Annotated in this window: 22 protein-coding genes and 1 tRNA gene; 13 read left to right on the top strand and 10 right to left on the bottom strand. The window is 65.1% G+C overall.

Features of this window, described 5'->3' with window-relative positions; genetic code table 11:
- Nucleotides 1-21: 21 nt before the first annotated feature.
- Entirely contained in the window at nucleotides 22-1,164 is a 1,143-nt protein-coding gene (locus KZ498_RS17820) for a CBS domain-containing protein (protein ID WP_312620554.1), read from the bottom strand.
- Between the two features lie 108 nt (nucleotides 1,165-1,272).
- Between KZ498_RS17820 and KZ498_RS17815 the strand changes: the two genes are divergently transcribed.
- Nucleotides 1,273-1,593 (top strand): lycopene cyclase domain-containing protein, encoded by a 321-nt coding sequence (locus tag KZ498_RS17815; RefSeq protein WP_312620553.1) that lies wholly within the window; start codon nucleotides 1,273-1,275, stop codon nucleotides 1,591-1,593.
- Nucleotides 1,594-1,774: 181 nt separating this feature from the next.
- The gene (locus KZ498_RS17810; RefSeq protein ID WP_312620551.1) at nucleotides 1,775-2,266 is read left to right on the top strand and encodes an HTH domain-containing protein; all 492 of its coding nucleotides are present in this window, start codon (nucleotides 1,775-1,777) and stop codon (nucleotides 2,264-2,266) included.
- On the opposite strand, the gene KZ498_RS17805 is transcribed toward KZ498_RS17810, so the two are convergent.
- The 3 genes from KZ498_RS17805 to KZ498_RS17795 all read right to left on the bottom strand — a co-directional run bounded on the left by KZ498_RS17805 (nucleotide 2,263) and on the right by KZ498_RS17795 (nucleotide 3,898).
- On the bottom strand, nucleotides 2,263-2,625 hold the full coding sequence (locus KZ498_RS17805) for a hypothetical protein (RefSeq protein ID WP_312620549.1): 363 nt from the start codon (nucleotides 2,623-2,625) through the stop codon (nucleotides 2,263-2,265). The genes KZ498_RS17810 and KZ498_RS17805 overlap by 4 nt on opposite strands.
- Nucleotides 2,626-2,688: 63 nt before the next feature.
- Nucleotides 2,689-3,402: a class I SAM-dependent methyltransferase gene (locus KZ498_RS17800; RefSeq protein WP_312620547.1), complete on the bottom strand. Its 714-nt coding sequence runs from the start codon at nucleotides 3,400-3,402 to the stop codon at nucleotides 2,689-2,691.
- Between the two features lie 421 nt (nucleotides 3,403-3,823).
- Nucleotides 3,824-3,898 (bottom strand) — tRNA-Val (locus KZ498_RS17795).
- Nucleotides 3,899-4,077: 179 nt separating this feature from the next.
- Here KZ498_RS17795 and trpD point away from each other — a divergent pair.
- From trpD to trpG, 4 genes are read left to right on the top strand one after another with little or no spacing between them, the layout of a single operon-like run.
- Complete coding sequence (gene trpD, locus KZ498_RS17790; protein ID WP_312620545.1) at nucleotides 4,078-5,073, top strand: anthranilate phosphoribosyltransferase; 996 nt, start codon at nucleotides 4,078-4,080, stop codon at nucleotides 5,071-5,073.
- Nucleotides 5,070-5,714 carry a phosphoribosylanthranilate isomerase gene (locus KZ498_RS17785; protein ID WP_312620543.1) on the top strand — a complete coding sequence of 215 codons (645 nt, stop codon included), beginning with the start codon at nucleotides 5,070-5,072 and terminating at the stop codon, nucleotides 5,712-5,714. The genes trpD and KZ498_RS17785 overlap by 4 nt, the downstream gene beginning before the upstream one ends.
- Nucleotides 5,711-7,315 (top strand): anthranilate synthase component I, encoded by a 1,605-nt coding sequence (gene trpE / locus KZ498_RS17780; protein ID WP_312620541.1) that lies wholly within the window; start codon nucleotides 5,711-5,713, stop codon nucleotides 7,313-7,315. The genes KZ498_RS17785 and trpE overlap by 4 nt, the downstream gene beginning before the upstream one ends.
- Nucleotides 7,312-7,935: an anthranilate synthase component II gene (gene trpG / locus KZ498_RS17775; RefSeq protein WP_312620540.1), complete on the top strand. Its 624-nt coding sequence runs from the start codon at nucleotides 7,312-7,314 to the stop codon at nucleotides 7,933-7,935. The genes trpE and trpG overlap by 4 nt, the downstream gene beginning before the upstream one ends.
- On the opposite strand, the gene KZ498_RS17770 is transcribed toward trpG, so the two are convergent.
- Nucleotides 7,932-8,117 (bottom strand): hypothetical protein, encoded by a 186-nt coding sequence (locus KZ498_RS17770; RefSeq protein WP_312620538.1) that lies wholly within the window; start codon nucleotides 8,115-8,117, stop codon nucleotides 7,932-7,934. The two genes, trpG and KZ498_RS17770, sit on opposite strands and share 4 nt — an antisense overlap.
- 78 nt (nucleotides 8,118-8,195) lie before the next feature.
- Between KZ498_RS17770 and KZ498_RS17765 the strand changes: the two genes are divergently transcribed.
- Complete coding sequence (locus KZ498_RS17765) at nucleotides 8,196-8,396, top strand: hypothetical protein (protein WP_312620536.1); 201 nt, start codon at nucleotides 8,196-8,198, stop codon at nucleotides 8,394-8,396.
- Here the strand turns inward: KZ498_RS17765 and pyrF are convergent, their stop codons facing one another.
- Nucleotides 8,397-9,230 (bottom strand): orotidine-5'-phosphate decarboxylase, encoded by an 834-nt coding sequence (gene pyrF / locus KZ498_RS17760; RefSeq protein WP_312620534.1) that lies wholly within the window; start codon nucleotides 9,228-9,230, stop codon nucleotides 8,397-8,399.
- Nucleotides 9,231-9,347: 117 nt separating this feature from the next.
- Between pyrF and KZ498_RS17755 the strand changes: the two genes are divergently transcribed.
- The gene (locus tag KZ498_RS17755) at nucleotides 9,348-9,830 is read left to right on the top strand and encodes a hypothetical protein (RefSeq protein WP_312620533.1); all 483 of its coding nucleotides are present in this window, start codon (nucleotides 9,348-9,350) and stop codon (nucleotides 9,828-9,830) included.
- A 49-nt stretch (nucleotides 9,831-9,879) separates the two neighbouring features.
- On the opposite strand, the gene KZ498_RS17750 is transcribed toward KZ498_RS17755, so the two are convergent.
- On the bottom strand, nucleotides 9,880-10,224 hold the full coding sequence (locus tag KZ498_RS17750; protein WP_312620532.1) for a hypothetical protein: 345 nt from the start codon (nucleotides 10,222-10,224) through the stop codon (nucleotides 9,880-9,882).
- Nucleotides 10,224-10,664, bottom strand: coding sequence for a DUF2240 family protein (locus tag KZ498_RS17745; protein ID WP_312620531.1), 441 nt, complete (start codon nucleotides 10,662-10,664; stop codon nucleotides 10,224-10,226). Before KZ498_RS17745 ends, KZ498_RS17750 begins: the two co-directional genes overlap by 1 nt.
- A gap of 90 nt (nucleotides 10,665-10,754) precedes the next feature.
- On the opposite strand from KZ498_RS17745, the gene KZ498_RS17740 reads away from it, so the two are divergent.
- The gene (locus tag KZ498_RS17740) at nucleotides 10,755-11,126 is read left to right on the top strand and encodes a 30S ribosomal protein S8e (protein ID WP_312620530.1); all 372 of its coding nucleotides are present in this window, start codon (nucleotides 10,755-10,757) and stop codon (nucleotides 11,124-11,126) included.
- A 55-nt stretch (nucleotides 11,127-11,181) separates the two neighbouring features.
- Here KZ498_RS17740 and KZ498_RS17735 read toward each other — a convergent pair whose 3' ends face one another.
- The gene (locus tag KZ498_RS17735) at nucleotides 11,182-12,180 is read right to left on the bottom strand and encodes a PhoU domain-containing protein (RefSeq protein ID WP_312620529.1); all 999 of its coding nucleotides are present in this window, start codon (nucleotides 12,178-12,180) and stop codon (nucleotides 11,182-11,184) included.
- Between the two features lie 342 nt (nucleotides 12,181-12,522).
- Between KZ498_RS17735 and KZ498_RS17730 the strand changes: the two genes are divergently transcribed.
- The 4 genes from KZ498_RS17730 to pstB all read left to right on the top strand — a co-directional run bounded on the left by KZ498_RS17730 (nucleotide 12,523) and on the right by pstB (nucleotide 17,163).
- Nucleotides 12,523-13,545 carry a phosphate ABC transporter substrate-binding protein PstS family protein gene (locus KZ498_RS17730; RefSeq protein WP_312620528.1) on the top strand — a complete coding sequence of 341 codons (1,023 nt, stop codon included), beginning with the start codon at nucleotides 12,523-12,525 and terminating at the stop codon, nucleotides 13,543-13,545.
- A gap of 85 nt (nucleotides 13,546-13,630) precedes the next feature.
- Complete coding sequence (pstC, locus tag KZ498_RS17725) at nucleotides 13,631-14,641, top strand: phosphate ABC transporter permease subunit PstC (RefSeq protein ID WP_312620526.1); 1,011 nt, start codon at nucleotides 13,631-13,633, stop codon at nucleotides 14,639-14,641.
- The gene (pstA, locus tag KZ498_RS17720) at nucleotides 14,642-16,285 is read left to right on the top strand and encodes a phosphate ABC transporter permease PstA (protein WP_312620525.1); all 1,644 of its coding nucleotides are present in this window, start codon (nucleotides 14,642-14,644) and stop codon (nucleotides 16,283-16,285) included. It begins immediately after the preceding gene.
- Nucleotides 16,285-17,163 (top strand): phosphate ABC transporter ATP-binding protein PstB, encoded by an 879-nt coding sequence (gene pstB, locus KZ498_RS17715; RefSeq protein ID WP_396276142.1) that lies wholly within the window; start codon nucleotides 16,285-16,287, stop codon nucleotides 17,161-17,163. The genes pstA and pstB overlap by 1 nt, the downstream gene beginning before the upstream one ends.
- Before the next feature lie 35 nt (nucleotides 17,164-17,198).
- On the opposite strand, the gene KZ498_RS17710 is transcribed toward pstB, so the two are convergent.
- Nucleotides 17,199-18,044 (bottom strand): TatD family hydrolase, encoded by an 846-nt coding sequence (locus tag KZ498_RS17710; protein WP_312620523.1) that lies wholly within the window; start codon nucleotides 18,042-18,044, stop codon nucleotides 17,199-17,201.
- Nucleotides 18,045-18,078: the final 34 nt, after the last annotated feature.

Genomic DNA, 18,078 nt, shown 5'->3' with positions numbered 1-18,078 from the left:
CGAAGAAGGTGACTGGCCGAACTACAGCTCGCCGAGTTTGCGGAGGAGCTGGCCGCGGTACTCCTCGTCGGCCTGGACGCCTTTCAGTTCGAGGACGTTCCGTTCGAGCTTATCGAGCGCGACGTTGAACGCGGTCTTGGCGCCGTAGCCCTCGCCGGAGCCGGCCGCCTGGCCCTTGTTGGTCCGGAGGCGGATCTGACACTGGATGAGCGGCGTGCCACGGAGCTTCTCCTTGTGCTCGTGGAACCGGACGTGAGCGTGCTGGACCTGCATCGCCCCGTACTTGTCCGCGACCGCCTCGATGTCGGCCCGGATGTCCGCACGGGAGATGGTGTCAAGCAGTTTGATGTTCGTGATCTGGACGTCCATGTGGTCTTCCTCCGTGTAGGTCAGTGCGCGGAGCACGTCGGTCTTCGTGAGGATTCCAGCGACGTCGGTGTCGTCCTCGGCCGGCGTGACGACGAGCCCGGCGAAGTCGTTTTCGAGCATCCGCGCGACGGCGTCCTCGACCGAGTCGCCGAGTTCCGCCGTCGCTACCGGACTGCTCATCACGTCGTAGACTGGCATATCGAGCACGCGCTCGATCTCGCCGGAGCGGTCGCCCCGCGTCGTCTTGTTCATGTCCCGGACGACGACGTCGACGATGTCGTGGCGCGTGACCATCCCGCTCAGCCCGTCGTCGTCATCGAGCACCGGAAGCCGGGAGATGCCGTGTTTCCGGAGGAGATTGACGACCTGCCCGACGTTGGTGTCTTCCGAGACCGTGATGACATCCCGCGTGTAGATGTCCTCGACGCGCAGCGCGTCGAGGTTGTCGAGAACCGCTTCGAGGATATCGTCCTCGGTGACGATACCCCAGAGCTCGCCCGCCTCGAACACCGGCGCGAGCTTGACTCCACCCTCGACGAGGACGCGCGCGACTTCGCGCACGTCGTCGGTGCGCTCGACTTTCGGCGCCGAGCGCGTCATCGCCCCCGCTTTCGCGTTGTCCTCGACATGGGACTGGACCAGCTGTTTCTGCGTTATAACGCCAGCGTAGTCACCGTCTTCCGTGACGATGATTCCCTTGGGGTTCTCGCGTTCGAAGATAGACCGGACTTTCCCCAGGCGCTTGTTGGCGTCAACTTCGACAAACTCTCTGGTGGCGATATCAGCAATATCCATCGTTCTTCACAGTTCGTAGATTCGACGTGTGGGGTTATCAAGGTTGGTTTAGTCCCCGGGAGTCGGGAGACGAACTAAGCTTTAGGGCCTTGGGTCTAAGGTCGGTGCATGCTGCCCGACATCGGCGTCTTCGGCCCCTACACCTACCTGGTCACAGAGGTGGTCTGGGGGGCTGTTGCCCTCGCGTTGCTCTGGCGTGCGAACGCCCTCCGGATGGCGGCCAAGACCATAGTCGTGCTCTATCCGATTGCCTACGTCTGGGACTGGTACACGCTCACCGTCGGCGTCTTCGAGATCAAACTGAGGACCGGCGTCGACCTCCTCGGGATCCCCATCGAGGAGCACATTTTCATGGTCGTGGTTCCCGCGCTCATTCTCGGTATCCACGAGAACCTGCATGGCCTTTCGCCCGAGTCGAACGCTGAATAGTAAGGAATCCGATACCGGTTTCAGCTGTTAACTGCTGCTGTTTCAGCGTTACAACTGGAAACAGCTCTATCCACGAGAAGTGCTGATTTCGCCCGTATTCAGCCCTGAAAGCAGCATCTGTCCTATGCCGACATCTCTCACAGTAGCTATATCTGCCAGCCGGGAGTGCTATCTGACAGCTATGAGTGATACTGCCCCGACACCTCACATCGAGCTGTACGTCCGGTCGATGCTTCCCGACGGCGCACACGAACGCCAGGAGGAGGTCATCGGCCGCCTCGAAACACTCGACGAAGAGGACCACATAGACGGGTTCAACGTCATCGTCTGGGGCAAACAGATCGCGCCGCGGTCGGCCGCCGCACGGACGGAGGAAGGCAAGTACATCCTGAACCGCGTCGCCGAGTTCAAGCAGTGGGCGCTGACCAGCAACGTCTCGCTCGACTCGTTCTACCAGGACACGACAGTCGATTCGGAAGTGACGGAGTCGGCGTACGATGCCTTGACGTTGCCCGTCATGGGACTGGCCGAGTACGACGGCAGCGAGCTCGTTCACCTCGCACCCTGTACGAAAGACGACGTCGTCCACACGACCATGGACCGCATCGAACGTCTCGAAGCGGGCCAGCCGCCCGCTCTCGACCAGGAGCGCGGCGGCGTGAGCGTCGTCTAGCTGGACAACGAGGACCGGACTGTTTCGATATAGGACTCGAACTCGTCTGTCTCCGACAGCGCTTCGAGCACGTCCTCGGGGTCCTCGGCCAGTTCGTAGCCCGGCCGCCCTTTGCCCGTCGGTGACTCCGTCTGTTCGTTCACCAACAGCCCCTTCTCGGCGAGTCGGCCCAGCGCCGAGATGACTTCCTGGCGCTCGACGCCCCCGAACGGCTGGCGGTCGATATCCGCGAGATGCGCCTTCGCCGTCTGGGTCACGTGATAGGAGTGGGCCGGCGTTTCGTCGGCCGTTTCCAGTTCTGCGACCGCAAGCAGCACGAACTGTTCGAACGCGTCCGCCGACTGGACCTTACTTCTCATATAGATGACTCTAACGTGGTTGGGGCAAGAAAGTACTGGACGGCACCTGTCGGGCCGACAGTCTCACTTCGGCTGTGTCGAAACGTACACCGGCGTCGGAAACACCGTCTCGACGAGCCGTGTGCCCACGCGCGAGGAAAAGGCCCGTTCCAGCGGTTCGGCGAACGTATCCAGCAGGCGTTGTCTCGTATCCGACCGGTCGAGGTCGGCTTCGAGCAGCGCCGCCGACCGGTACTCGACGCTGTCGAAATGCGTTGCTAGCTCTTTTCGGACGGTTATCGACCACACGGGGTGGTAGGCGGCCTGATACCACCCCTCGTCTCGCTCGTACCGCCGGTCGTAGGGCTTTGCGACCCGGCTGCCGATTGCCTCGGGTAGCCAGGGCATGCCGACCGGATAGCCGTGGCCGTCGCCGGGCCAGGCTCGGTTCGGACAGATAGAGACGAACACGCCGTCGTCAGCCAGGATACGGGCCGATTCGGCGATGAGCCGCTCCTCGTCCGGAACGTGCTCGAACACCATATTGGAGATGACCGCGTCGACGCTGCCGTCTGGGAACGGCATCGTCGTCCCGTCCGCTTGCACGGCGTCACAGGGAAAGGTCGCCGCCCCGTCTTTGAAGTCGACATCGAGCGCGAGAGCGCGACAGCCGATGCTGTCGGCGAGTTCGGACGCGATCTTCCCGTCTTTGGCCCCGATATCGAGAAGGACGGCGTCCTCGTCAAGAGCGTCAGAGAGCGTAGATTCGTACAGTTGTTTGAACACTGGCGAAGTCATAAATCCCGGCGTGAGAGTGAACAAGAGCCGTCGACGGTATAACTATCTATCTGATAAGCTGAATAAGTGATAAATAAACGGACTGCTCGAACACCGTACTCATGGCGCAGACGGACAGGCCTGTATAATCACCGCGTAACGATACCGGTGAGTCGACAGCGTCGCCGTTGTGCGGGTCGAGTCCAGTCCCAATATGTGACACCTAGATACGTTCGGTCCGTCTGGACCTGCGAAGTGGGCATCTACCGCTGCCGACCCGCTTCGCTCGTCGGGCAGCGACAGTAGACGTGGGCTCGGGCGGATTGTGAACCACATCGAGACGTGCTCGCTACGCTGCGGACGGCTCGTCCAGTTCAAATCCTTGGGAACCACGCAGACGCCGACCGCGACTCGCTACGCTCGTCGGTGACGTCGTCAGAAGTGGGTTCGGGCGGATTTGAACCGCCGGCCTCCTCCATGTCAAGGAGGTGTCATAACCGACCTAGACCACGAACCCTCACTGCGAGGTACACCACATTGTTTCCGGTGGGTGTAATTGAAGGTTTCGGATTCCGTATCGCCACGTTGTCTGTTGATTGCCCACACATGTACGAAGCGGAACAGGGAGTCCCGATAGGCTTAAGTCAATGTACGGATTTGTACATTACAACACGAAAAAGTCCATTGGTGAATACAATGAAAGAGTACATCGAACGCGTCACTGACGGTGAAGACCTGACACAGGAGGAGGCACGGGCCGTTGCAACGAACGTCTTCGAGGATGCGACCGAAGCACAGATCGGTGCGCTCCTGACGGCGCTGCGGGCGAAGGGAGAGACAGAGGCCGAGATCGCCGGCTTCGCCGAGGGGATGCGCGACGCCGCACGGACCATCCGGCCCGAGCGGGCGGGGCTGGTCGATACCTGCGGGACCGGCGGCGACGACTACAACACGATCAACGTCTCGACGACGAGCGCCATCGTCGCGGCCGGGGCCGGCGTCCCGATCGCCAAGCACGGCAACTACTCCGTCTCGTCGTCGTCGGGCAGTGCCGACGTCCTGGAAGAGGTCGGCGTCGACATCGAGGCCGAACCGCCGGAAGTCGAGGACACTATCGAGCGGGAGGGCATCGGCTTCATGCTCGCGCCCGTGTTCCACCCGGCGATGAAGGCCGTCATCGGCCCGCGCCAGGAACTCGGCATGCGGACCGTCTTCAACATCCTCGGGCCGCTGACGAATCCCGCCGACGCGGACGCGCAGGTGCTGGGCGTCTACGACCCGGACCTCGTGCCCGTGATGGCAGAGGCGCTTGCCCGGCTGGACGTCGAGCGGGCGCTGGTCGTCCACGGCGACGGCCTCGACGAGATCGCAATCCACGGCGAGACTACCGTCGCGGAGGTCACCGGTGACCGCATCGCGGAGTACACCATCACCCCGGAGGATATGGGTCTGGAAACGCACGACATCGAGGCAATCGCCGGGGGGTCGCCAGAGGAGAACGCGGCCGACCTCCGCGGCATCGTCTCCGGAGAGGTCACCGGCGCGAAGCGGGATATCATCCTCGCCAACGCCGGCGCGGCCATCTACGTCGCCGGCGTCGCCGACACACACGAAGAGGGAGTCGAACAGGCCCGACAGGCCATCGAGTCGGGCGCGGCGGCCGACAAACTCGACGACCTGATCGGGGCATGACGCGCGTGAAGATCTGTGGCGTGACAGACAGTGCGGACCGCGACGCCGTCGTCGCGGCCGGCGCTGACGCGGTCGGTCTCATCCACGGGGTCCCGGTCGACACCCCGCGCGAGGTCGACGAGGCCACCGCCGAGACACTCGCCGACGGCGTCCCGCCGTTCGTGACGAGCGTGCTGGTGACGATGCCGACGACGGTCCAGGAGGTCGTCAGGCGTATCGACAGGATAGAACCCGACGCGGTACAGGTCCACGACGGGCTCTCGCCGGCGGAACTCGGGGCCCTCGACAGCCGGATCACCCAGGACATCGTCGCTGTGGTCGAGGCGGACGCGCCGGCCATCGAGGACTACGCCGACCACGCCGACGCCCTGCTCGTCGATTCGGTCGACGCCGACGGCGGCGGCGGCACGGGCGAGACACACGACTGGGAGCGCACGCGCGAGGTCGTCGACTCGCTGGACGTCCCTGTCGTGCTGGCGGGCGGGCTGACCCCCGAGAACGTGGCCGAGGCCGTCGAGACGGTCGGGCCGTTCGCCGTCGACGTCGCCAGCGGCGTGGAATCCTCGGGCGGCAGGAAAGACCACGACGCCGTCGAGCGGTTCGTCCGGAACGCCACGCGGGCGTCGGAGGGCGCGGTATGACCATCGACATCTCCCGGGAGGCGTTCGTCGAACACGCCAAGGCCGACCGCCCGGTCGTCGTCCGCGCGGCCGCGCAGCTGGACGTCGACGTGGAGCCGTTGACCGCGTACGCGGCCCTGACCGGCCGCACGAGCGACGTGGCCGCAAGCGACTACACGTTCCTGCTGGAAAGCGCCGAGAAGGTCGCCTCCAGCGACCCCGACGGCGCGTTCGCGCCGGAGACCGACGACCGCCACGCCCGCTTTTCCTTCGTCGGCTACGACCCGCGGGCCGTCGTCACCGTCACTGGCGACGACAGCGAGGTCGAGGCCTTTGACGACCGCTACGCCGACCTCGTGACGACCGACGGCGGCGACGTGGTCGACGACCTCCGGGCGGCGATGCCCGACGTGGCGCTGCGGAACTTCCCGGCGATGGACCGCCAGCACCTCGAAGGCGGCCTCGTCGGCTTCCTCTCCTACGACGCTGTCTACGACCTCTGGCTCGACGAGGTCGGCATGGACAGGCCCGACTCGCGGTTCCCGGACGCCCAGTTCGTCCTCACGACGTCGACGGTCCGCTTCGACCACGTCGAGGAGACCGTCTCGCTCGTGTTCACGCCGGTCGTCCGCCAGGACGAGGACGCCGGCGAGCGCTACGACGAACTCGTCACAGAGGCCGAGCGGGTCGAGGCTGTGCTCTCGGACCTGTCACCGCTTGCGACCGGTGGCTTCCGTCGTGAGGACGAGGTGGCCGGACCCAGAGACGAGTACGAGGCAGCCGTCGAGCGCGCCAAGGAGTACGTCCTCTCGGGCGACATCTACCAGGGCGTCATCTCCCGAACGCGGGAACTGTACGGCGAGGTCGACCCGCTGGGCTTCTACGAGGCGCTCCGGGCGGTGAACCCGTCGCCGTACATGTACCTGCTGGGCTACGACGACCTGACCATCGTCGGCGCGAGCCCGGAGACGCTGGTCTCGGTTGCGGGCGACCACGTCGTCTCGAACCCCATCGCGGGGACGTGCCCGCGCGGGAACTCACCCGTCGAGGACCGCCGCCTCGCGGGCGAGATGCTCGCCGACGGGAAGGAGCGGGCCGAACACACGATGCTCGTCGACCTGGCGCGCAACGACGTGCGCCGGGTCGCCGAGGCCGGGAGCGTCCGCGTTCCCGAGTTCATGAACGTCCTCAAGTACAGCCACGTCCAGCACATCGAGTCCACGGTGACGGGGCGACTCGCCGCGGACAAGGACGCCTTCGACGCCGCCCGGGCGACGTTCCCGGCGGGGACCCTCTCGGGCGCGCCGAAGATCCGCGCGATGGAGATTATCGACGAACTCGAACGCTCGCCGCGTGGGCCCTACGGCGGCGGCGTCGGCTACTTCGACTGGGACGGCGACACCGATTTCGCCATCGTCATCCGCTCGGCGACGGTCGAAGACGAGGGAGACCGGGACCGCATCACCGTCCAGGCCGGGGCGGGCATCGTCGCGGATTCGGACCCGGAAAGCGAGTACGTCGAGACCGAGCAGAAGATGGACGGCGTGCTGACGGCACTGGAGGAAATCGAGGACGCGGGCGACCAGTCGGCCGCCGACACTCCAGAGAGGGTGCCCCGATGAGCGCGTCACGGCCCGCCGGCGAGGACGCCGTCAGGGACGACCTCCGGGTGCTGTTCGTGGATAACTTCGATTCGTTCACCTACAACCTCGTCGAGTACGTGTCCGAACACGCCGAAACGGAAGTCGTCCGGAACACCGCGTCCCTCGACGACGTCGAGGCGTTCGACCCCGACGCAATCGTTCTCTCGCCGGGCCCGGGCCACCCGAAGAACGAACGGGACGTCGGCGTCACGCTCGACGTGCTCCGTGAGGTCAGCCCCCACGTGCCGACACTGGGCGTCTGTCTCGGCCTCGAATCGGCGGTGTACGCCTACGGCGGCACCATCGGTCGCGCGCCGGAGCCGATTCACGGCAAGGCGTTCCCCATCGACCACGACGGGAACGGCGTCTTCGCCGGCCTCGAACAGGGGTTCCAGGGCGGGCGCTATCACTCGCTGGTCGCCGAGGATGTTCCCGAGGAGTTCGTCGTCAGCGCGACGACGGAGACCGAGGACGGCACAGAACTGGTGATGGGCGTGCGCCACCGCGAGCACCCCATCGAAGCCGTCCAGTTCCACCCGGAGTCGGTCCTGACCGCGGTCGGTCACGACGTCATCCGGAACTTCCTCGCCGGACTCTAGAGCACCTGGAAGCCCAGGATTCCGAGCAGCCAGAGCACAGCGACCGCGATGATGGCGATGATGACGAGCCGCCACGCTACTTTCATCATGAGTCGCCCGACCAGCAGTACCACGGCGATGGCCAGCAGGCCGACGAGTATCGCCGGCGGTGAGAGTGAGCCGAGCTGGAGGAGTGGCAACATAATACAGATAGGAATGCCCACGGGGAAATACTTCGTGGCCGCCAAAGATACAAACCGCCAAGTGTGCTATATGGTCGCATGAGCGTCGCCGGACTCTGTGAACTCTGTGAGCGCCCCGACGTGGACCACACCTGCGACAGGTGTGGGCGACTGGTCTGTGACCGCCACTGGGACGAGGACACCGGGATGTGCGTCGAGTGCGGCGCGGAGGTCGGTCGGCCAAGCGACCGAATGTCGCCCGAAGACATGCCTGACGGCGTGGACACGTACCGATTTTGATTATCGGAACTGGTTCAGTCGCTGTTTGAGCTGTCTGGCGGACTGTCCAGCGGCCTTGAAGAACGCGTCGCCGGAGTCGCCCCGCCGCGTGTCGGCGTCCTCGCCGGCGAAGATGATACCCCGAGAGGAGTTGACGAGGCCCACGCCGTCGGCGAGGCCGTGTTCGACGGCCGCTTCGGCGTCGCCGCCCTGTGCGCCCACGCCGGGGACGAGAAACGGGATGTCCGGGACCAGGTCACGTATCTCTTCGAGTTCGTCGGGGTTGGTCGCGCCGACGACCAGGCCGACGTTGCCGTTCCCGTTCCAGAGGTCCGCGAGGTGGACCACCCGTTCGTACAGTTTCTCGCCGGAGGCCAGTTCGAGGTCCTGGAGGTCCTCGCCGCCGGGGTTCGAGGTGCGCCCGAGGACGAACACGCCCTTGTCCGCGCGCTGGAGGAACGGCTCCAGCGAGTCCCGTCCGAGGAACGGGTTGACCGTGATGGCGTCGGCGGCCGGTCCCTCCTCGTCGTCGAGTATCTGGGCGTACTGCCGCGCCGTGTTGCCGATGTCGCCCCGCTTTGCGTCCAGCAGCACGGGCACGTCCTTCCCGTGTGCGTAGGCGATGGTCTCCTGGAGCGAGCGCCAGCCGTCGGGGTCCTCGTAGAAGGCGGCGTTTGGCTTGTAGCAGGCGGCGTGTTCGTGTGTGGCATCGATGATGCGGCGGTTGAACTGCCAACGGGGCAGGTCGGCGTCCAGCACGCTGTCGGGGAGGCGGTCCGGGTCCGGGTCGAGGCCGACCGACACCACGCTGTCGGCGGTGGCGATGCGGTCCGCGAGGCGGTCGAAGAAGTGCATAGGTACCGCGCCGGTTGGCAGCGACACAAGCGTTTCCTTCTCACGTCGTGGGCCCCGTGGAATCAGATTTGATAATTTCGCCCCTGTCTATTTTACATCGCAGGTAGAAGCCCGCTCATGGACCGTTTCGTGGATGTCGGCCACGTGGCCGAGACGCTCCCGGACCTGAGTGAAGCCCTGGAAGACCCACGGCTACGGCAGTTCGGACTCGTCGGTGGTGTCGGGCTCGTTGCCGTCGGCGCGCTGCTGTCGCTCGCGCCCACGTCCGGGCAGTGGCTGTTCTGGTCGTACGCCGTCGCCGCGACGCTGGTGTTCATCGGCGTCCCGCTGCTGTGTCTCGGCCTGGCCGCCCCCGACCCGGAGCCCGGGTCGCTGTTCCATCTCGGCATCGAACTGACGACGACACAGCGCCGGGCCGTCGCGCTGGGCTCGCTCTGTATCACCGTGACGCCGATCGTCATCGCAGTCGGAACGCCGCTGGGCCTCCCGACGCTGGTGCTTGCTATCGCTGCCGCGATGGCGGTCGTCGGTTCCGTACTCGTTCTCACCGGCTTCGTCGCGTGGACCTCCGCAGCGATCGCCGAGCCCAGCCGCCACTGATTGCAGACCGAAGCCCCAGCCACTGGTTCCTGCCGTCCGGAAACCCGTCCTACCCCGAGAGAGACTGCGCAAGCACGTCGACCGCGGCTTTCACTGCCGCGCCGCTGTGTACGACCACGGTGGTCCCGTCGACGGTGATGTCGTCGCGCGCCGGCACGGCTTCGGGCTCTCGGTCCAGGACCAGGCGGGCCGTCTCCGGCGTCACCTCGACGACCGCTATCTCGGTGCCGTCGGCCGTCACGCGGTAGGCGAAAGCGCCCGCCGCTGTCGGTTCCACTTCCCTGTCCGCATCGACGACGGAGACCTCGGCGAGTGGCCCGCGCTGGAGGCCGGTCAGCTCCGAGGCGAGAAGCTGTCCGATCCGTCGGCCGTCAGTGATTCTGTCTTTGACCATTAGAGCTCCTCCCGAACGCTCGCCGCGATGTCTCCGACGTCGACGCCCTCACTGCGCGCGTACACCACGGCCGCGGCCTCCAGCGTGACGCCGATTTCGGACTGGAGGGCGTTGATGCCGGCGACGGCGGTCTGCTTCTCGATGCCGGCCTCGACGACCGCGTCGAGCACCCGCTCGAACGTCGACCGCGACTGGAGGATTTCCTCGCCCGGCGTGAACCCGTCCGGAACCTCGGTGTGTGTGGCGTCGAAGGCGACGACGATGTCGTCGTCGTCCCGCTCGAGTAACCCCTCGCTCGCGGCCACGTCGACCAGTGTCTTGGCCTGGTCGGGCGAGAACCAGTTCCGGTCCAGCGAGAGCGCGACGACGAACTCGCTTTCCGCCATCCGGTCGGTTCCACGCTGGCGGAACGGTGCGGCGACGGCCGTCTTCAGACTCATCGTCAGAGTAACCAGCCGGCGCGGGGGTAACGATTACGATGGCGAGTCGGCATCGAACGGTTCAAGTAGCCGCTGGGTCTTCCTTCCCGTATGAAAGACCAGGGACGCTCCCCTCGCAAGCGGACAGGCGGACGCCGACGACCGAACCACAAGAAGAAGAAACACGAGCTCGGCAAGGACACCATCGAGACCCAGGTCGGCGAGCAGCGACTGAAGACCGTCGACGCCCGCGGGAACACCCAGAAGATCCGCGCCGTCCAGACCAACGTCGCGAGTGTCGCTGACGGCGCGGAGACCGTCGAAGCGACCATCGAAAACGTCGTCGAGAACCCGTCGAACCCGAACTACGCCCGACGGAACATCATCACGAAAGGCGCAATCATCGACACGTCCGAGGGACAGGCCCGCGTGACCTCCCGCCCCGGGCAGCACGGTCAGGTCAGCGCCGTGCTGGTCGAGTAACCCGGCGAGCGAGCAGTTTTTCCGGCTGTCTGCGGTCACGCAGCGACTGCACCGGTCAGGGCCGCGGGGCAGCCTTCTGAAGCGCGCTCTCGGCGATGTTGCCGCCGTAGTCGGCGGTCCGGGACAGGGAATCGACGACGCGACCGAGCAGTTGGGCGCTCTGTGGGTCTAGCTCCCTGACCTTCCCGTCGACCCCGCGGGCCGTTTCGTCGACGTCGGGAATCCTGGCACGGGCCTCGTTTGCCAGTTCGACGGCTTCGTCGCTGTCGTCGGCAAGGAGGGCGTCCATCGCGGTCTCGGGGACCGCGGTGGCCTCGGTCTCCAACTGGTCGAGGAGGTCGGCGGTTTCGCCGGTGATCTCGCCGATTTCCTGGGAGAGGCCGGCGATCTTGGTCGCGTGGTCGGCAATGCGTTCCAGTTGGCGGGCGCTGGACTGGTAGTCGAACACCGTCTCGCGCGGGAATCCGATCTCGTTGGCAGCCGTCGGATTACGGAGGACGGTACGGAACACGCGCGAGACCATGTACCAGAGGCGGTCCACGTCGTCGTCGCGTTGCATCACGTCGGCCGCCAGGTCGTCGTCGTCCTCGATGAGGGCCTCGACAGCGTCCGAAAGCATCGTCAGCGAGACCAGCCGCATGCGCGTGATGGCGTTGAGAACGGACAGTTCCGACGAGTCGAGCAGGTCCTGCAGGACGACCCGGTCGGCCGTCTCCTCGATCATCTCCAGGCCGACCAGTCCCTGTGTCGCATCGCGGATGATGCGTCGCTGCTCGGCCGTTATGCGCGAGGCCTCCAGTCGGATGATATCGAAGCCGCTGACGTACATCGTCATCACGGCCCGCGTGAGCTCGTGCCTGTTGTCGAGGCCGGTCACGTCAAGCGTTCCCTCGACGTGCTCGTCGCCGTGCTGTGGCGAGACCAGTAGCAGGTCGTCTTCGGCGTAGAACTCGACGATGCTGCCGCTGTCGACGCCGTTCTCCGTCGCCCACTCTTTGGGCAGTGAGACGGTATACGTCGACCCGCCCGTCAGCTGCACCTTGCGCGTCTCCATAGTACTACTAATACACGCTGGTGATTTATAAAAGATGCCGTAACTATATATTAGCGGTCGGAATCGGGACCCGCGTCGTCACTGGACGACCGGCCGAAACTACCCCTGTTCGTCACTGGATTACCGGACAAAACTACCCTTGGCGACGAGTACGCGTGCGACACCCCATCCCGGATAACGGGGCTCCAATCCGACGATGCACGGGTCTCAGACTGCCGGTGTACCGTCCCGAACACGCGATATCGTTGCGACTGCAACAGCTATATAGTAGTATATAACGCTCATATCGGGATATAGGGCTAATAGTAGGGTACTTATTCGCTCTTCATCTCCCAACAGGTGATGACAGATTCACCGAACGGTGGTTTCTCACGTCGTCGTTTCCTGACAGGCACCGGTGCGGTCGGGGCGCTGGCACTGGCCGGGTGTACCGAACAGTCGGGCGGCAGTGACGGCGGGGCCGACAACAACGGTGGCAGCACTGACGGCAGCGGTGGCAGCCAGCTGTCCGGTGAGATTACGATCACTGGGAGCAGTACGGTGTTCCCCCTTGCGACGGCCGTCGCAAACGAGTTCCAGAAGCAACACGGCCAGGTCGACATCAGCCTCTCCTCGACCGGGTCCGGTGGCGGCTTCAGCAACCACTTCTGTGTCGGAAACTCCGAGTTCAACAACGCCTCCCGGCCGATATCGAGCGAAGAGGAGCAGCTCTGTGCCGACAACGACATCGAGTTCCACGAGATCAACGTCGCGACGGACGCAGTGACCGTCATTGTCAACCCCGAGAACGACTGGGTCGACTGCGTGACCCCCGACCAGCTCAGACAGATGTGGCGCGCGGACGGCGCGTCGACCTGGGCCGACGTGAACGCCGACTGGCCCGACGAGCCGATCAGCCGGTTCGGTGCCGCCGACACGTCCGGGACGTTCGATTACTTCAACGAGGCGATTCTCGGCGAGGAAGCCGACCACACCAGCAACTACGAGGCCACCGAGCAGGACAACCTCATCCTCCAGGGCGTCCAGCAGGACCAGTACGGCATCGGCTACTTCGGCTTCGCCTACTACCAGAGCAACACGGACGCGGTCAAGGCACTCAGCATCGACAACGGCGACGGCTGCGTCGAACCCTCGCTGGAGACGGCCAAGGCCGGCGACTACCAGCCGCTCTCGCGCCCGCTCTTTACCTATCCCCGAAAGAGCGCGCTCGCGGAGGAACACGTCGCCGAGTTCGCCCGGTACTTCGTCGAGCAAAGCGCCAACACCGAACTCGTCTCCGAGGAGATCGGCTACGTCCCACGAACCGAGGAGGCGATGCAGGAGGAACTCGACGCCCTCAACAGCGTCATCGACGAAGTTCAGTAACGAGTCAGATATATAGACGATAGAGAACTACGGATACAATCCGGGTACTTTTTCCCGAGATACACAGAATGAGCGAACAACACCGATGAGCAACGAAGGACAGGCCCCGGACCTGGCGGGCGACCGGGGATTCAGGTCAGTCCGTGAGTCGGCATATAAATACGCGCTGGCGGGCTGTGCCGTCCTGTCCGTGCTGACGACGGTGAGTATCATCGGGGTGCTCGTTCTGGACGCCGCGGAGTTCTTCGCCGAGGTGCCCGTACTGCGGTTCCTGACCGGCACGACCTTCAGCCCGAACCTCGAACCGGTCTCGTTCGGCGTGTTGCCGCTCGTGCTCGGGACGATTCTCATCACCATCGGCGCGGGTGCGCTCGCGCTCCCGACCGGCGTGTTGACCGCGATCTATCTCAGCGAGTACGCGAGCGACCGGACGCGGTCGATACTGAAACCGATGCTCGAAGTGCTCGCCGGCGTCCCCACTGTCGTCTACGGCTACTTCGCTATCGTCTACGTCACGCCCGCGTTGAACACTGTGATTACCGGATTCAACGGCCTGCTGGGGACTGAGTTCGGGACACTGGGCCTGTTCAACGGGCTCTCGGCCTCTATCGTCGTCGGCATCATGATCATCCCGATGGTCTCCTCCATCAGCGAGGACGCGATGAGTTCGGTCCCGGACTCGCTGCGCCAGGCCGGCTACGGCCTCGGAGCCACGAAGTTCAACGTCTCGCTTACCATCGTGGTCCCGGCGGCGGTCTCGGGCATCGCTTCCTCGTTCATCCTCGCCATCTCGCGGGCCATCGGCGAGACGATGGCCGTCGTGCTGGCCGCGGGGTCCCAGCCGCCGGACATCCCGCCGGTCCAGCAGGCCTTCGGCATCCCGTACGTGGCCCCGATGGACGTGCTCGGGCTCTTCACCGAGAGCTCCGCGACGATGACCGTCGCGATGGTCAACATCGCCCAGGGGGACATCTCCGGCGGGTCGACGGCCTACCAGTCGCTCTTTGCTATCGGGCTCACGCTGTTCGTCATCACGCTGGCGATGAACGTCGTCAGCGACCTCGTGGCGAGTCGCTATCGGGAGGTCTACGAGTAAATGGCCACGACATCACCGACCGAAACTGAGTTCGGCGAGGTCAGCCGAATCAAGGGCATCGTTTTCAAGTACATCTCGTTTGCCGCGTCCATCGTCGGCATCCTCGCACTCGGCGTGTTGCTCGCCTACGTGTTCTGGGACGCGCTCGGACTGGAGACCGCCGGCACCGGGTGGTATCTCGCGTACACGGGCACGCTACTCGTGCCGCTGCTCGCGTTTTTCGCCTACGCCCGGACCCGACCGGAGGTCGTCGCGGGGGCGTTCGAACTGTTCAGTATGACGCTTGCTGGCGTCCTGTTGACCGGGGCGGGCGTCATTATCCTCTCGATTATCGCCAGTCCGGACGTGTGGTTCGCGTACTTCCTCACCGTCGTCGGCCCGACCCTCGGTCTGTACGTCTACGGCCAGTACGATCGCAAGGCGACCTGGGTCGGACTGGCGATGCTGGTGGTACTGATTCTGGGCCCGATTGTCGGAACGCTGGGCCTCGGTGTGTTGACCTCTGTCGGTTCGCTGCTGGGCGCGCCCGGTATCTACTTCGTGTCCCTCGTGGTCCCTGCGGCAGCGATCGCCGCGTATCTGTCGGCGGAACGGCTTGCTCTCTCCCGGCGTCGGAGTCTGGCCATCGGCGCTGGCTTTCCCGTCCTCGCGATCGCCGCGGTCCCGCTCGTCGACACCGTTCCGGCTATCTCGCGGTCGGTCTGGCTTATCGGGCTCGTGTTGCTTGGCCTCCCGGTCGGGTTCGCGGTCGCAAACACGGCACAGACCCGCAGCCGGTGGCCCGCGTTCGCGTTCCCGGCGATCCTCGGTCTCGGGTTCCTCGCGGGCGAAGCCGTCGTCGCCGCCATCGGAGCGACGACGCCGACGCCGTGGCTCGACTGGCAGTACGTCACCAGCGGTCCGTCCCAGACCGCGGCTGAGGCGGGGCTGTACCCCGCCATCATCGGCTCGATATTCCTCATCGTACTGGTGAGCGTGTTCACGTTCGTCTTCGGCGTCGGCGCGGCCATCTACCTCGAGGAGTACGCGCCGGGGACCGGCCCCCTGGCGAGCGTCACGCGAATCATCAAGGTGAACATCTCGAACCTCGCCGGCGTCCCGTCGGTGGTGTACGGCCTGCTGGGCCTGGGCATCTTCGTGAACATCGAGTCCCAGGTCGGTCCGTTCACCTACGCCGGCTTCGGCGTCGGGACGGTGCTGACCGCCGCGATGACCCTGTCTCTGCTCATCCTGCCCATCGTCATCATCTCGGCACAGGAGGCGATCAGGTCCGTGCCGGACTCGCTGCGGCAGGCGTCCTACGGGATGGGCGCGACCCGGTGGCAGACGATACGGAACGTCGTCCTCCCGCGGTCGCTGCCGGGCATCCTGACCGGGACGATTCTCGCGCTCGGGCGAGCGATCGGGGAGACCGCGCCGCTCATCATGATCGGTGCGGCGACGACGAAGTTCTCACCGCCGAGCGGACTGTTCGGTAAGCTCACGGCGATGCCGATGCAGATCTTCGCCTGGGCGTTCGAACCGAGCGACGAGTTCAGATACGGCGTCGTCGCGGCCGGCGTCGTGACGCTGCTCATCGTCATGCTGACGATGAACTCCGTCGCGATTCTCGTACGCAACAAATATCAACAGGAGGCGAACTAATGACTTCACAGGACATGGCCAGCGAAACTGACGTTGAGACCGACGACGACTCCCTCGTGACGACCGACCCGGGCAAGGGCGGCCTAGACGAGAACGCCGACCGCGGGTCGGTCGGGCAAACGGGGGCGGGGACGGTCATCGAATCCCGCAACCTCGACGTGTTCTACGGCGAGACGCAGGCGCTTCAGGACATCGACCTGGCCATTCCGGAGAACCAGGTGACGGCTATGATCGGGCCCTCGGGCTGTGGCAAGTCGACGTTCCTGCGGTGTATCAACCGCATGAACGACCTCATCGACATCGCCCGCGTCGAGGGCGAACTCACGTTCAAGGGGAAAAACGTCTACGACGCCGACGTCGACCCGGTGGCACTGCGGCGCCGGATCGGGATGGTGTTCCAGCATCCGAACCCGTTCCCGAAGAGCATCTACGACAACGTCGCCTACGGCCTCCGCATTCAGGACAAGACGGACAACATCGACGAGGTGGTCGAGCAGTCCCTGAGGAAGGCGGCGCTGTGGGACGAGGTCAAGGACCGCCTCGACGGGTCCGCGCTTGACCTCTCCGGTGGGCAGCAACAGCGACTGTGTATCGCCCGCGCCATCGCCGTCGACCCCGAGGTCATCCTGATGGACGAGCCGGCGTCGGCGCTCGACCCCATCGCCACCTCACAGATCGAGGACCTCATCGAGGAACTGGCAGAGGAGTACACGGTTGTCATCGTCACCCACAACATGCAACAGGCCGCCCGCATCTCGGATAAGACGGCCGTGTTCCTCACCGGCGGCGAGCTGGTCGAGTTCGACGACACGGACAAGATCTTCGAGAACCCCGACAGCCAGCGCGTCGAGGACTACATCACCGGCAAGTTCGGATAGCTGTCGCCCGCAGACCCGCTCTTTCCCGTCGCCACTCACCGCTCCAGCGTCGCTTCGGTGTCGATACCGTACACGTCTGCCGGCGTCTCGACGTGTGCCGTCCGCACGGCGTCTTCGTGGCCGTTCTCCAGCAACCAGTGGACGCGCCGTGGCACGGTTTTCGGCCCCAGCACCGCGCCGGGGCGGTCCGGGTCGTCGATGTAGTCCGTTTCCATCAGGAACGGCTCGTCGGTCTCGACGGCGATCTCCAGTTCGTCCTTGTCCGCGAGCACTGATTTGACCGGGCCGCGGAGCCGGCCCCCGGAGTAGTGCTTGACCACCTGCGTGCGGTCGAGGCCGCGCTGTTCTGCCCAGCGGGCGACATCCTCGAAGTCCTCGCCGCCCTCGGTGTGGAGCTGTATCGCACAGCCCACGTCGGCGGCGCGTTCGAACCCGTGGCACATCACGTCGTTCGAGGCATCCCAGACGGCGTCGTCCACGTCGTAGTGCGGTCGGCCGGACTTCATCGCGAGCGCCCTGCCGTCGGCGGCGTACTCTGCCGCCACGTCGAGGCCGGTCTGCATGATGTCCCGCGCCTCCGGCGGCGTGTAGCCGTCGTCGACGAGTTTCGAAATCAGGGCCGGGTGGACTCCCAGTACCGGCCACGCTCGCCCGTCGAGTACTGCCGACGCCTCGGCGGCGGCACCGACGGTGAGGTCGAACGCCTCCCGGAACGTCGCTTCCTCGGTCGCTGCCTCGACGAGATGCCAGGACGGTTTGTTGAGCACGAGCAGGTGCGTCCCGCCGTGGTCGGCGAACTCCTGGGCCGCGGCGACGTTCCGTCCGTTGACCGGGTCGAGGTGGAGGTGGTTGTCCAGTACCGGCGTGTCGTCGATGTCCATACGCGGGCAATGGCACTGGCCGGAAAAACAGTTG

Origin of the sequence: Haloarcula sp. 1CSR25-25, assembly GCF_032027985.1 — an archaeon.
GTDB lineage: Archaea > Halobacteriota > Halobacteria > Halobacteriales > Haloarculaceae > Haloarcula.
Note: the sequence above shows the minus strand (reverse complement) of the source record. Positions and strands in the feature narration are given on the sequence as shown.

Coding starts and splice junctions, on each gene's coding strand:
- KZ498_RS17815 (WP_312620553.1), top strand. CDS start 1,273: ATGCTGCCCGACATCGGCGTCTTCGGCCCCTACACCTACCTGGTCACA.
- KZ498_RS17750 (WP_312620532.1), bottom strand. CDS start 10,224: ATGGTCAAAGACAGAATCACTGACGGCCGACGGATCGGACAGCTTCTC.
- pyrF (WP_312620534.1), bottom strand. CDS start 9,230: ATGCACTTCTTCGACCGCCTCGCGGACCGCATCGCCACCGCCGACAGC.
- KZ498_RS17820 (WP_312620554.1), bottom strand. CDS start 1,164: ATGGATATTGCTGATATCGCCACCAGAGAGTTTGTCGAAGTTGACGCC.
- KZ498_RS17745 (WP_312620531.1), bottom strand. CDS start 10,664: ATGAGTCTGAAGACGGCCGTCGCCGCACCGTTCCGCCAGCGTGGAACC.
- pstB (WP_396276142.1), top strand. CDS start 16,285: ATGACTTCACAGGACATGGCCAGCGAAACTGACGTTGAGACCGACGAC.
- KZ498_RS17730 (WP_312620528.1), top strand. CDS start 12,523: ATGACAGATTCACCGAACGGTGGTTTCTCACGTCGTCGTTTCCTGACA.
- KZ498_RS17785 (WP_312620543.1), top strand. CDS start 5,070: ATGACGCGCGTGAAGATCTGTGGCGTGACAGACAGTGCGGACCGCGAC.
- KZ498_RS17800 (WP_312620547.1), bottom strand. CDS start 3,402: ATGACTTCGCCAGTGTTCAAACAACTGTACGAATCTACGCTCTCTGAC.
- trpE (WP_312620541.1), top strand. CDS start 5,711: ATGACCATCGACATCTCCCGGGAGGCGTTCGTCGAACACGCCAAGGCC.
- KZ498_RS17735 (WP_312620529.1), bottom strand. CDS start 12,180: ATGGAGACGCGCAAGGTGCAGCTGACGGGCGGGTCGACGTATACCGTC.
- trpD (WP_312620545.1), top strand. CDS start 4,078: ATGAAAGAGTACATCGAACGCGTCACTGACGGTGAAGACCTGACACAG.
- KZ498_RS17765 (WP_312620536.1), top strand. CDS start 8,196: ATGAGCGTCGCCGGACTCTGTGAACTCTGTGAGCGCCCCGACGTGGAC.
- KZ498_RS17740 (WP_312620530.1), top strand. CDS start 10,755: ATGAAAGACCAGGGACGCTCCCCTCGCAAGCGGACAGGCGGACGCCGA.
- KZ498_RS17710 (WP_312620523.1), bottom strand. CDS start 18,044: ATGGACATCGACGACACGCCGGTACTGGACAACCACCTCCACCTCGAC.
- KZ498_RS17755 (WP_312620533.1), top strand. CDS start 9,348: ATGGACCGTTTCGTGGATGTCGGCCACGTGGCCGAGACGCTCCCGGAC.
- KZ498_RS17805 (WP_312620549.1), bottom strand. CDS start 2,625: ATGAGAAGTAAGGTCCAGTCGGCGGACGCGTTCGAACAGTTCGTGCTG.
- trpG (WP_312620540.1), top strand. CDS start 7,312: ATGAGCGCGTCACGGCCCGCCGGCGAGGACGCCGTCAGGGACGACCTC.
- pstA (WP_312620525.1), top strand. CDS start 14,642: ATGGCCACGACATCACCGACCGAAACTGAGTTCGGCGAGGTCAGCCGA.
- KZ498_RS17770 (WP_312620538.1), bottom strand. CDS start 8,117: ATGTTGCCACTCCTCCAGCTCGGCTCACTCTCACCGCCGGCGATACTC.
- KZ498_RS17810 (WP_312620551.1), top strand. CDS start 1,775: ATGAGTGATACTGCCCCGACACCTCACATCGAGCTGTACGTCCGGTCG.
- pstC (WP_312620526.1), top strand. CDS start 13,631: ATGAGCAACGAAGGACAGGCCCCGGACCTGGCGGGCGACCGGGGATTC.